11 protein-coding genes are annotated in these 13,056 nt (G+C 48.4%); 10 read left to right on the top strand and 1 reads right to left on the bottom strand.

Features of this window, described 5'->3' with window-relative positions; translation table 11 throughout:
* Positions 1–95: 95 nt before the first annotated feature.
* Positions 96–1,055: a TAXI family TRAP transporter solute-binding subunit gene (locus tag A3GA_RS0100420; RefSeq protein ID WP_018025402.1), complete on the bottom strand. Its 960-nt coding sequence runs from the start codon at positions 1,053–1,055 to the stop codon at positions 96–98.
* A gap of 246 nt (positions 1,056–1,301) precedes the next feature.
* On the opposite strand from A3GA_RS0100420, the gene A3GA_RS0100415 reads away from it, so the two are divergent.
* From A3GA_RS0100415 to cydC, 10 genes are all read left to right on the top strand, one after another.
* Positions 1,302–2,738, top strand: a complete 1,437-nt coding sequence (locus A3GA_RS0100415) for an NAD-dependent succinate-semialdehyde dehydrogenase (RefSeq protein WP_018025401.1) — start codon at positions 1,302–1,304, stop codon at positions 2,736–2,738.
* A 104-nt stretch (positions 2,739–2,842) separates the two neighbouring features.
* Positions 2,843–3,478, top strand: coding sequence for a DedA family protein (locus A3GA_RS0100410; protein ID WP_018025400.1), 636 nt, complete (start codon positions 2,843–2,845; stop codon positions 3,476–3,478).
* A 116-nt stretch (positions 3,479–3,594) separates the two neighbouring features.
* On the top strand, positions 3,595–4,872 hold the full coding sequence (locus tag A3GA_RS0100405) for an O-acetylhomoserine aminocarboxypropyltransferase/cysteine synthase family protein (protein ID WP_018025399.1): 1,278 nt from the start codon (positions 3,595–3,597) through the stop codon (positions 4,870–4,872).
* A 150-nt stretch (positions 4,873–5,022) separates the two neighbouring features.
* Positions 5,023–5,937: a DMT family transporter gene (locus A3GA_RS0100400; RefSeq protein WP_018025398.1), complete on the top strand. Its 915-nt coding sequence runs from the start codon at positions 5,023–5,025 to the stop codon at positions 5,935–5,937.
* Positions 5,938–6,102: 165 nt separating this feature from the next.
* Complete coding sequence (locus A3GA_RS0100395; RefSeq protein WP_018025397.1) at positions 6,103–6,462, top strand: hypothetical protein; 360 nt, start codon at positions 6,103–6,105, stop codon at positions 6,460–6,462.
* Between the two features lie 127 nt (positions 6,463–6,589).
* Entirely contained in the window at positions 6,590–8,173 is a 1,584-nt protein-coding gene (locus tag A3GA_RS0100390) for a cytochrome ubiquinol oxidase subunit I (RefSeq protein ID WP_018025396.1), read from the top strand.
* 14 nt (positions 8,174–8,187) lie between these two features.
* Complete coding sequence (gene cydB, locus A3GA_RS0100385; protein ID WP_018025395.1) at positions 8,188–9,342, top strand: cytochrome d ubiquinol oxidase subunit II; 1,155 nt, start codon at positions 8,188–8,190, stop codon at positions 9,340–9,342.
* A gap of 14 nt (positions 9,343–9,356) precedes the next feature.
* Positions 9,357–9,491: a cytochrome bd-I oxidase subunit CydX gene (gene cydX / locus A3GA_RS11905; protein WP_018025394.1), complete on the top strand. Its 135-nt coding sequence runs from the start codon at positions 9,357–9,359 to the stop codon at positions 9,489–9,491.
* A gap of 2 nt (positions 9,492–9,493) precedes the next feature.
* A complete protein-coding gene (cydD, locus tag A3GA_RS0100375) occupies positions 9,494–11,308 on the top strand; it encodes a thiol reductant ABC exporter subunit CydD (RefSeq protein WP_018025393.1) in 1,815 nt (604 codons plus the stop codon).
* Positions 11,305–12,987 (top strand): thiol reductant ABC exporter subunit CydC, encoded by a 1,683-nt coding sequence (cydC, locus tag A3GA_RS0100370; RefSeq protein ID WP_018025392.1) that lies wholly within the window; start codon positions 11,305–11,307, stop codon positions 12,985–12,987. The genes cydD and cydC overlap by 4 nt, the downstream gene beginning before the upstream one ends.
* Positions 12,988–13,056 lie beyond the last annotated feature (69 nt).

Raw genomic sequence — 13,056 nt, 5'->3', positions numbered from 1 at the left:
TGTTAATACGATGAATACGAGGTGTTAAAAAAAACTGCCCCACAGCCTAGAATCGTCAGGCTTTGTGGGGTAAGTCTTAAGACAACAAAGGATCGTTACTCAATAATGCCTTTTTCTTTGTAGAACTTTTCGGCGCCTGGGTGTAGTGGCACTGGCATACCAGTCACGGCCTGCTTAATGTCCATGGCATTAATGGCATTGTGTGCATTTTTAAGATTATCCAACTTCTCATAGAGTACCTTAGTCATCTCATAGGCTAAGTCATCGGAGACACCCGAATGCGTCACTAAGTAATTAGGAATGGCTGCGGTTGGCACATCCTCGCTTTGACCATCATAGGTATTCGCAGGAATCACATCTGCTACATAGGCCTGTGAATCAATCTTAGCCAACACCTCTTTACTAATAGGAATCACTTTAATCTTGACCGCACTGGCTAAGTCACGAATGGAGGCCACGCCCAAACCGGCAGATTGTAGGGTGGCATCAATTTGACGGTTTTTCATTAACTCCACCGATTCCCCAAAGGATAAATACTCAACCTTGGAGAAATCGCCATATTCAAGACCGGCAGCCTTAAAAATAGCACGTGCATTTAACTCCGTACCCGAACGCGCTGCACCAACGGAGATACGCTTACCCTTGAGATCGTCTAATGAATCAATACCACTTTCTGCATTCACAATAATATGTACATAGTTATTGTACAAACGACTCACGCCACGCAGCTTGTCTAACTTAGCTTTAAAGCCGGCTTCCTCACGACCATTCCAGGCATCCTCCACCGTATCCGCCAAAGAAAAACCTATTTCTCCGCGACCTGCTTGTAATAAGTTCATATTTTCTGCGGAAGCCTTTGTTACCTGTGCAGTAGCGCGCACATTGGGAATATTTTCAGCATAATGCTGCGCTAAGGCCACACCTACCGGATAATAAACGCCACTTTGACCACCAGTTAACACAGTAACAAATTGAGCTTTTTGAGCCAAAGCACTACCTGAGACTACCAACATTGCTGAAGTCGCAACACCAATAAGCCACTTTTTTAAAGCCATAATCAGTCTCCAAAAGACAAAGTAAGAAATCTGTGTGTGAATTTTAAAGCTTTTATCAAAATCTAAAACCTAGGATTACCCTAATAAACTATTATTTAGCTGCAGCTAATTTTATTTTATGCTTGCATTAGCAATCAGCTGCAGTGCGATCAATTTTCCTTATCCGTACCACCCTCCTCCTTGAATAAGACCCGCAGCAGCGGTAATATTTAATGCTTAGCGCATTGCATTTTCTTAAGGACAGTCATGATCGAGTCATACCCGTCGTTGGGTTTTTTTATTAACGGGGAATTTATCAATGCGGGCAATCGCCCAACACAAGCGGTGATTAATCCAGCCACCGAGGAGGTGTTAGGGCAATTGCCCTTGGCAACGCAAGCGGACTTGGATGATGCACTCGCCGCGGCGGCAGCAGCCTTTAAAACATGGAAACACAGCTCACCTATGGAACGCTCAGCGATTTTGCGTAAAGCAGCTGAGTTGGCGCGTGCACGAGCACCGCAAATCGGCCGCAATCTCACGCTCGATCAGGGTAAGCCATTGTCTCAAGCCATAGCTGAGATCGTCAGTTGTGCCGATCACTGTGATTGGCACGCGGAGGAATGTCGGCGCATTTATGGGCGTATTATTCCGCCCCGCCGAGCCAATTTTCGCCAATACGTGATACAAGAGCCTATCGGCGTATGCGCAGCCTTTACCCCGTGGAACTTTCCATTTAATCAAGCCATTCGCAAAATCAGCGCCGCCATCGGTGCCGGCTGTACCATCATTTTAAAAGGGCCGGAGGATTCACCCAGTGCCATTATGGCCATTGCCGAGCTATTTAGAGATGCCGGACTACCCAAGGGGGTCTTAAATATTGTCTGGGGCGATCCGCCCTTTGTGTCTGACTACTTAATTCGCTCACCCATTGTGCGAAAAATTTCCTTTACCGGTTCCGTTCCGGTGGGTAAGCAATTGGCCGCCTTAGCCGGAGCGCATATGAAGCCGGTGACCATGGAACTGGGTGGACATTCACCGGTGCTGATTCTGGATGACGCAGATATTGTCAAAATCGCTCGTTCCCTGGCTCGCAGTAAAATTCGCAATGCGGGTCAAACCTGTGTCTCGCCGACCCGTATTTACGTGCAGCAAAAGGCTTACGATCAGTTTTTATCCGAATTTACTAGCCAGCTTAGCAATATTCATATTGGCAATGGCTTAGATGAGACGGTGGAGATGGGGCCACTTGCACATGAGCGACGGCTTGCGGCCATGGGTGGTTTAATAGCGGATGCGCGTCAACAGGGCGCCACCATTGAGTTAGGCGGTGAACGCCTGCAGCGTGAGGGCTTTTTCTATGCGCCGACCGTACTCACTAACACCCATCATGCTTGTAAAATAATGAACCAAGAGCCCTTTGGCCCCGTGGCTACTGTGACGGCTTTTAGCGAGTTGGAAGAAGCCATTGCCGAAGCGAATCGTCTCCCCTACGGCTTAGCGGCCTATGCCTTTACTAACAACTTACAGGCATCGGTTAAGCTATCAAATGACATCGAAGCGGGGATGGTACATCTTAATCACTTAGGCTCTGCCTTGCCGGAAGCGCCTTTTGGCGGCATTAAGGATAGCGGCATAGGCAGTGAGGGTGGCCAGGAAACTTTTAACGCTTACTTAGTGACTAAGCTTATCACGCAAGCTTGATAACTTGCTATGCTGCGGCGACGGCTATGCGCTGCGGCATACTTTATCTGTTCACTGATACCTGTTGTAGCAGTGATGTTAACTAGCCATGTTAGGTATTTTCTATGCTCGCTGCGATAATTGACTTTATTCTCCATATTGATCAGCATTTACAGGTCTTGGCAAATGATTATGGTCTCTGGATTTATGCCATTTTATTTTTAATTATTTTCTGTGAAACAGGCTTAGTGGTGACGCCGCTCTTACCGGGCGACTCGCTGCTCTTTGCGGCCGGTGGTTTAGCGGCCATTGGTGAAATGAATGTCCATCTGATGGTGCTGTTATTGGTAATCGCTGCGATCCTAGGCGATGCGGTAAACTTTCATATCGGCAAGTACTTCGGTCATCGGCTGTTTGCCAATCCAAATTCCAAGATTTTCCGCCGAGTGTATTTAGAAAAAACCCATGCCTTTTATCAGAAGCATGGTGGTAAGACCATTATCTTGGCGCGCTTTGTGCCGATTGTACGTACTTTCGCGCCTTTTGTCGCTGGCATGAGCAAAATGCACTACGGCCATTTTTATCGCTTTAATGTCATTGGCGCCTTGCTGTGGGTACCGATATTCTCCTACCTAGGTTATTTCTTTGCCAATATCCCAGTTGTGAAAAATAATTTAAGCCTGGTGTTGGTGGCAATTATTATCTTATCCTTGTTGCCCGGTCTGCTAGAAATCATCCGCCACCGTCGCGCCAGCAAATAATAGAACATATCACGGACGCTTATTAATATATTTCTAATATTTCATGGAAACTAGCGCAACGATGCCGTTATACTATGGCTATTTGCGATTCGCAGCATAACAAAGAGAGGAAGACAATGACTTATAGAGACGAGACCATTGCCGTTCATACCGGTTATGAACCAGAAGCCACGACCAAAGCGGTGGCAGTACCGATTTATCAAACCACCTCCTATGCCTTTGATAATACACAGCACGGGGCGGATCTATTTGATCTAAAAGTAGCGGGTAATATCTACACCCGCATTACCAACCCGACCAATGCCATTATCGAAGCGCGGGTAGCAGCGCTTGAAGGTGGCGTGGGTGCCCTAGCCTTGGCCTCCGGTATGGCAGCCATCACTTATGCCATTCAAACCATTGCCGAAGCGGGTGACAATATCATCTCCGTCTCCGCCTTATATGGTGGCACCTATAATCTTTTTGCCCATACCATGCCGCGCCAAGGGATTGAGGTCAGATTCTTTGATCATAAAAACCCTGAAGCGATACGTGACTTAGTCGATGAACGCACCAAGCTGGTTTTTGTGGAGTCCATCGGTAACCCCTTGGGTAATATTGTCGATTTAGAAGCGGTGTCCAAGATTGCGCATGAGTACGGTGTCCCAGTGGTGGTAGACAATACCGTCGCCACGCCGGTATTACAAAAATCCTTTGAATTTGGCGCTGATATTGTGGTGCATTCTTTAACCAAGTACATTGGCGGTCACGGCAATAGCTTGGGCGGTATCATTGTCGACAGCGGTAATTTCCCCTGGGGCGACTATCCTGAGCGCTTCCCACTACTAAACAACCCGGACCCTAGCTATCACGGCGTGAATTATGTGCAGGATGTGGGTAAAGCGGCCTATATCACGCGTGCTCGGGTGGTGCCTTTACGGAATATGGGTGCTGCCATCAGTCCGCTCAGTACTTTCTTGCTATTACAGGGTTTGGAGACGCTCAGCTTGCGTATGGAACGTCATACAGACAATGCGCTAAAAATTGCCGAGTATCTACAGCAGCATGATAAAGTCGCTTGGGTCAATTATGCTGGTCTGCCCGATCACCCGGAGCATGAATTAGCTAAAAAATATGTGAAAGGCAAGCCCTCTGGCATCTTATCCTTTGGCGTCAAAGGCGGTCGTGAAGCAGGTGCGCGCTTTATTGATGCCTTACAGCTCTTTATTCGCCTAGTCAATATCGGTGATACCCGCAGTTTGGCTTGCCATCCGGCCACCACCACACATCGTCAATTAAGCGATGAGGAATTAGCCGCCGCTGGTGTGAGTAAGGATATGGTGCGTCTATCGGTGGGAATTGAGCATATTGATGATCTGATCGCTGATTTAGAGCAAGCGCTGGACGCGGTGTAACTGCCTTTGAACAGGTTGATCCTGACTCAAAAGCCACCCCATAAAATTGGCGGTGGCTTTTATTTTGTCGTAATTCAGTATCTTGTCAGTATTGTAATTAAGCATGCGCCGACCATTCTTCTGTTGCATAATGCTTTAAAGTAAAACTTTATGCGATGTTTACCAGTCCTTGACGTGTTTAAAAAACTCAATCTCACCACACTCTTATTATTAATTGCGCCCCCGCTGTTTTGGGCGGGTAACTTTGTCATCGGGCGTATCGTCCGCGATGATATCGGCCCCATGAGCCTATCCTTTTGGCGTTGGTTGATTGCGTTTTGCTTTCTTTTACCCTTTACCTATAAGCATATTAAAAACGACTGGCCGCTCTATAAGCAACATAAATTCTTTGTGCTTAAAACCGCCATTGTCGGGGTCACTGCTTTTAACACCTTGGTCTATTTGGGCTTACACGGGACCACAGCAACCAATGCCCTGCTGCTTAACTCAACCGTGCCGGTGCTGATTATTTTATTCGGCTTACTGTTTTATAAGCAGCGTCTTTATACCTTGCCCACGATTGGTTTAGTTTTATCTCTCATTGGGGTGGCGACGATTATTAGTAATGGCAATCTGCAAACCCTGATTAATTTCAGCTTTAACCCAGGCGATATCATTGTTTTTGTGGCGATGATCTGTTGGACCATTTACACGCTGTGGATGAAAAGCACACCTCAAGGGATGAACCGCACCGCACTGACCTCGGTCCAAATTGCCATTGCCGTGGTTGCGCTCTTCCCCTTATGGCTATGGGAATCGGGCGCTCAATTACCGATTTATCTCAATAGCAATGCAAAATTAGCCTTACTCTATGTGGGCATCTTCCCCTCGGTGATTGCCTATGTTTGCTACAGTTTAGCCATCAGTCGGGTCGGCCCCATGCTGACAGGGCTATTTATTCACCTGATGCCAGTGTTTGGGGTGATTTTGGCTGCCGTTTTTGCCAAAGAAAGTATTCATGCATACCATCTAATCGGGATTGCCTTGATTGCCTTCGGCTTAATTTTATCCAGTCGCCACTCATAGCTAATCAGAGGATCTAGGGTTTTTACTATTATTTTGATGCGCGCTCATTAACAATGGGTTAGAATTAAACATATTAGCGTAACAAAATATTTCCCCATGTCCTGTATTAAGCGTCGTCTTCTTATATGGTGGAGCGCACTAGCTATTCTAGTAGCAGCGCTATCTATGCCATTAGCCACTACGATGGTGACTGATGGCAGTGACGACGCTGCGCCCAGTGTGATTACCATGGCGCTGTGCGGCGCTCAGGGGCAGCTCATCAGCTACACCATCACCCTAGCCAGTAATGATGAAGCCCCAGTATCGCCTAGCCGTAGTGCATATTGCCTCTCCTGTTTGCTGCCGAGCATGGCTGAAGCCATCCTCAACACACAGCCCTTGCTACAAGGAACTCAGCCGATCGCACGCAGCAAACCGCAAGCAATACCATCCTTTGTCGCCTTTCCCACACCCCATGATCAGTGGTTACCACACCGGCCGTTGGCGCCGCCCATCCTATCTGAGCATCACAACATCGGTGTATAACAAGGCATTATCGTTATTCAATGCTTAATTCATTTTTTTACAACACAGTAACAACTTAAGATCAGGGTGAGTTTAATCTAATCCCGCAACCCTATCTCTTAGCGAACCGTATTTTTGGAGAGCTCTAATGTTTGAACTTGATGTCGTCGGCTTGTCGCGTTTGCAGTTTGCGGCGACCGCCATGTTCCACTTTATTTTCGTGCCGCTGACCTTGGGTCTATCCTTTTTGCTAGCGGTTATGGAAACAATTTATGTGATTAGCGGACGTGATATTTGGCGCCGCATGACCCTATTCTGGGGTACCCTTTTTGGCATTAACTTTGCCATCGGGGTGGGCTCCGGTATCGTGATGGAGTTCCAGTTTGGTATGAACTGGTCCTATTACAGTCACTATGTGGGCGATATTTTCGGTGCCCCTTTAGCCATTGAAGGATTAATGGCTTTCTTCCTCGAAGCAACCTTTATTGGTCTCTTCTTCTTCGGCTGGAATCGCATGTCTAAAAAGGCACATTTAACCGTCACCTGGTTAGTCGCCTTAGGCACTAACTTCTCCGCCTTATGGATTCTTATTGCCAATGGCTGGATGCAATACCCCGTCGGTGCGGTCTTTAATCCGGACACGATGCGCATGGAGATGACGAGCTTTTTTGACGTTATTTTAAATCCAGTGGCCCAAGCGAAATTCCTACATACCGTGATTGCTGGCTATATTACTGGTGCCGTGTTTATTATTGCGGTAAGTGCTTGGTATTTACTACGTGGACGCAATATCGGCTTAGCTAAGCGCTCAATTGCGATTGCTTCTGCCTTTGGTTTTATGGTTTCTATCGGTGCCATTACCCTTGGCGACGAGAGCGGTTACTTAGCTGGTGAGAACCAGAAAATGAAAATTGCCGCCCTTGAGGCGATGTGGGAAACGCAAGCCGCACCGGCCTCCTTTAACGTGGTGGCCATTCCTAACCAAGAGGCCATGGCAAATGACTTTGCCATCGACATCCCTTGGGTCATGGGTTTAATTGGTACACGCTCTTTTGACCAAGTGATGCCAGGTATTAAGGAACTGGTGGAGCGTAATGAAGAGCGCATCATCAAAGGCATTGATGTATACGAGGCCCTACAACGCAGCAAGGCTGATGGCAATGACGCAGAGTCCAAGCAGTTTTTTGCGGATAACTGGCAGGATTTAGGCTATGGCTTATTGCTTAAAAAGTATCGTGACGATATTGCTAATGCCACGCCTGAAGAAATTCGCATGGCCGCCATTGATACCGTACCGGATGTCACCTCCTTATTCTATACCTTCCGCATTATGGTGGCACTTAGCTTTTACTTTGTGTTCTTCTTTGCTTTAGTGTTCTGGTTAACGGTGAAAGGTCGTATTGCTCAAAGCAGCAAAACCTTAAAACTAGCCATGTGGACAATTGTAACGCCATGGATAGCGATTGAATGCGGTTGGTTTGTGGCTGAATACGGTCGTCAGCCTTGGGTTATTGACGGTATTTTACCGACCCACTATGCGGTCTCGCATCTATCCGTAACCTCACTCCTCATTAGCTTAGCCATTTACTTCACCTTGTACTTAACGATTTTTATTGTCGGTACCAAAGTGATGTTAAGCGCAATTAAAAAGGGGCCTGAGTATTACACCCCTAGCGACAACGCTTCAATGCTTAGCGCTAAGGTAGCGACCGAGGCAGTGCAAAGCCACTAAGAAAGGAAAAAATTATGACGAACTCATTGATTTTATTAGATTACGAAACCCTACGTATTATCTGGTGGCTGTTGATGGGCGTGCTGCTTATCGGCTTTGCCATCATGGATGGTTTTGATTTGGGCGTTGCTGCCTTATTGCCAGTCATCGGTCGTAGCGACACTGAGCGCCGCCTGATGATTAACTTAGTTGGTCCAGTTTGGGAGGGTAATCAGGTCTGGTTAATTACCGCTGGTGGGGCGATTTTTGCGGCTTGGCCCGCCTTATACGCCACCTCATTTTCCAGTTTTTACCTGGCCATGATGCTGTTGTTAGTGACCCTAATTTTGCGTCCCGTGGGCTTTAAGTACCGCAGCAAATACGAGGGTACAACCTGGCGTAATGTCTTTGACGGTATCCTCACCTTTGCCGGGGTGGTGGCACCTGTGGTGTTTGGCGTAGCCTTTGGTAATGTGATCCTAGGCATCCCCTTTGAGGTAGAAACGCCGAGCATGCGCCCCCTCTTCCATGGCACTTTCTTCGGCCTATTTACACCATTTACCCTCTTTTGCGGTGTCTTAAGCTTACTCATGCTGGTAACGCACGGTGCTACCCTGATCGCTTGGCGTGTGGTTGAGCCCGTCAATCATCGGGCGCGTAAACTCGGCATCATCACCGCACTCTTAGTCGCTGTATTATTTGCAGCAGGCGGTTTTTGGCTCAATGCCTTAGACGGTCAGCTCATTACCTCGGCCATCGATCCTAGCGCCCCATCTAATCCGCTCAATAAAAGCGTGGATGTGGTTAATGGCGCTTGGTTAGCTAATTTCGCTAAGTACCCTTGGATGTGGGCTGCGCCTGCCCTGGGTGTAGTAGCGGCTTTGCTGACCGGTGTCTGCTTAGCGATGCAGCGCCCGATTGCGGCCTTTATCAGCTCATCACTCAGCATTGCGGGCGTGATTCTAAGCGTTGGTTTTGCTTTATTCCCCTTTATCCTACCTTCCTCAGCTAATCCAAACCAAGGTCTGACGGTGTGGGATGCGTCTTCCAGTCATTTAACGCTGTGGGTGATGCTGATTGTGACCTTTATCTTCTTACCGATCGTCTTATCCTACACCTCGTATGTTTATCGCGTAATGCGCGGTCCGATCACGGAAGAGACACTGAACGAAACGCATAACAGCTATTAATTTAGGAGTTAATTATGTGGTATTTAACTTGGATGCTTGGTACCTCACTGGCGTGTGGCATTGCTGTGGCAGTGGGGTTATGGTATGAGCTGCATGAGGACAAAATGGATGATCCCATGCCGGCTTCCTCACTAGATAAGCGCAACTAAGTATGGCAAAAGCCGAGCACGATCCGGCCGCAACCCTATTAAAATTACCACGTGAGCAATCACGTTACTTAGGGGGACTGGCAAAACAAGCCAAGGGCTATTTAAGCCTTGCCATTGTGGCGCCAGTTCTATCCGGTCTTTTGTTGCTAATTCAAGCCTGGCTTTTAGCTGGTGTGTTAGATAAAGCCATCGTGCAAGGCTTGGCTAAAGAAGCGCTACTATTTGATATTGCGTTGATTCTGCTATTGCTAGTCACGCGCACTTTCATCACTTGGCAAGGTGAGCGTGCTGGCATCAAAGCCTCAGAAAAAATCAAAGCCCTAGTCCGTCAATCACTCTTTGCCGATATCCTAAGTCGCAGTCCCGCATGGAGTCGCCAACAAGCCTCTGGTGCTATCGCCGGTGTGTTGGTGGAGCAGGTCGAGGCCTTTGACGGCTATTTTGCACAGTACCTGCCAGCACTGATTGCTGGCACTTTTTTGCCCATCGTTTTTGCCCTCTTTGTCTTGCCTGTGGACTGGGTTGCAGGCTTGTTATTATTACTTACCGCCCCTTTAATTCCTTTGTTTATGGCCTTAGTGGGCTGGGGTGCAGAGGCGGCAAGTCGACGACATTTAGAGGCTTTTACGCGCCTGTCCGGTTTTTTTGCGGATCGGCTACGTGGTCTTTCCACCTTCAAACTATATGGTCAGGCCGAGGCCGAAGCAAATCGTGTCGTTGAAGCAAGCGAGCTGTTACGCAATAAAACCATGGCTGTACTACGCTTGGCCTTTTTATCTTCTGCCACCTTAGAGTTTTTTGCTGCCCTCGGGGTTGCGGGTACCGCTTTATATATCGGTCTAACGTATTTAGAATTTATTAACTTGCGTGGCGCAAGTGTCTTAACGCTACAGGCTGGGATGTTTTGCCTATTAATGGCACCCGAAGTCTATAACCCCCTCCGGCAGTTTGCCGCACATTATCACGATCGAGCCAATGCCCGTGCTGCCGTGGCTGAAATGCATCAGTTATTTGGTCGCTTAAGCGCAGATTTTACAGCCCCCACGGCAGCGCACAGGGAGACCACTGAGTGCACAACGATTGAGGCTGATGCGCTAAGAACAGCACCTGACTCAGCCGACCATGATATTGCCTTAAGCGCAACGGCCTTAAATATTCCCATACCAGGACGTGAACAGTTACTGATTAAGGATTTATCCTTTACCCTAAAAAAGGGCCAATCCATTGCCATTATGGGCGCGAGTGGCATCGGCAAAAGCTCGCTTCTCGAAACACTGGCTGTCCTCCGTCCGGCTGACGGCAGCATTAATTTAGCTGGGCTACCGCTATCCTCCTGGTCGAAGGCACAACTACGGCAGCATTTAATGCTAATCGGCCAACACCCCTATGTTTTTGCTGGCAGCATTGCCGACAATCTACGCTTAGCCTCAGCGCAAGCTGATGCTAAGGCCTTAGCACAGGCAGTGCAGCTAGCAGCAATGGAGGATGTCATCGCTGAGCTACCCGCCGGGCTCAATTCAACCATCGCCACCCGCGGCTATGGTCTCTCTGGCGGTCAATTACAACGCTTGGCCTTAGCGCGCTTATTTCTCGCGAATCCCTCAGTGATTTTATTAGATGAACCGACCTCCAATTTGGATGCGAGCACGCGTGATACGGTCTTGGATAATTTAATGCATTTTGCCAAGGGCCGCAGTCTCTTAATGGTAACGCATGACCCGGTGGTGGCACTGAGGGCTGACAGCGTCTTCTGTCTACAAGATCAAACACTGGTGCCGCTAGATAAACGCAGGCTCTTGCAGGAGATGCAACTATGAAAGCCATTTGGCGTGTACTAGCCCCCTTATATAAGCAACGAGCTGGCGCACTCGTATTAGCGCTACTGCTAAGCATGGTGACGCTGGCTGCGGGCGTAGGCTTACTCGGTGTGGCCGGTTGGTTCTTAACCGGTGCTGCACTGGTGGCCGCTTGGCAGACCTTTAATTTATTTGCGCCTTCAGCCTTGGTGCGCGGTCTCTCCTTTATACGTATTTTAAGTCGCTATGTGGAACGCGTCATAGGCCATGATGCCACCCTACGCCTCCTGGCTGATTTGCGCGGTAGTGTATTTAGACGTTTATTAACCCTGGATGCGGCACAATTAGCTAAGTATAAAGACGGCGATCTCATTGCTCGTCTGACCGGTGATGTGGACGCACTTGATACCGTGTATTTATTTGCCGTGGCACCGATTATTACGGGCTTAGTGATCGGCTTTATTTTATCCATCGTTGTCGCTGCCTATCTACCAGCAGCAGCCATCTTACTGGCGCTTTGTTTATTGCTAGGCACTGTTATCGTGCCACTTTACTTGGCCAAAAAAGCCCAGCAACCTGGTGCAATCGTACAAGAAAATGTCGCTGCGCTACGTGATACCAGCGTACACACAGTCACGGCTCACGCCGACTTAATTGCGCTTGGTGCCCACCAACAAGCGCAACAAGCCTTTGCCAAGCAATGTCTCGCGGTGGCACTAGCGCGTCAACAGCAATCGTTTTTAGCAGCCAATGGCAAAGCCGTGGTGCAATTACTCGCCGGCCTAAGCCTTGTAGGCATGCTGTACTTCGGGATTGACGGACTACGTCAAGGACAGCTGACAGGACCCGTTTGGGCTGGCTTGGTTTTAGCCGTCTTGGGTGTGTTTGAGGTCTTTGCGCCCATTATGCGAGGGGCTTCGCGCCTAGGTAGTGCGGCTGCCGCTGCCAAACGTATTGATGCCTTAAGCCAAAGCCAAGCCAACATCGTCGATAGTGAGCAGACACAGGATTTGCCGGTGACAGGTAGCTTGCTTTTTAATGCGGTGCACTATGCTTATCCCGCGGCTGATGGTCTTAGCAAAGGACCAGAGGTTTTAAAAGGCATTTCCTTCACACTAGCAAAGGCTGAGCGTATCGCGATTATCGGTAAAAGCGGCGCTGGTAAATCAACCCTTTTAAATCTACTCCTGCGCTTTGATGACCCAGATGCCGGTAGTATCAGTTACGGTGGCCTTGATATTCGTCAAGCACCACTTGCGCAACTACATCAACGCATTGCATTTTTAAGTCAAGATGCACCGGTATTTTTAGGTACCATCCGCAGTAATTTATTAATTGCCAAGCCAGACGCCGATGACAACAGCTTATGGCAGGCCTTGGACAACGCCCGCTTAGGCGATTTTGTGCGTCAGTTGCCTGAGGGTTTAGATACCTGGACCGGTGAAGGCGGTCGTACCCTCTCAGCCGGTCAGGCACGCCGTTTATGCTTAGCTAGAGCCCTGCTATCACCGGCTCAAATTCTAGCCTTAGATGAACCGACACAAAGCTTAGACCGGGCAGCAGAGCAAGCCTTTTTGCATGATTTAATCCATGCCACACAAGGTCGTTCGGTGATTTTGTTGACCCATGCAGCACTACCGCCAAGCGCGGTGGATAAAATTTATCAACTAACAAACGGTCAGTTAATTCGTATACACTAAAGCCTATGTACCCCGCTAAGGCTTGGCTAAGACGCTAAGCTAACGTGCTGCTAAACTATCGCTTAAATT

Source organism: Oligella urethralis DSM 7531, assembly GCF_000372065.1.
Taxonomy (GTDB): domain Bacteria; phylum Pseudomonadota; class Gammaproteobacteria; order Burkholderiales; family Burkholderiaceae_B; genus Oligella; species Oligella urethralis.
This window is presented reverse-complemented; position numbering and strand designations above follow the sequence as displayed.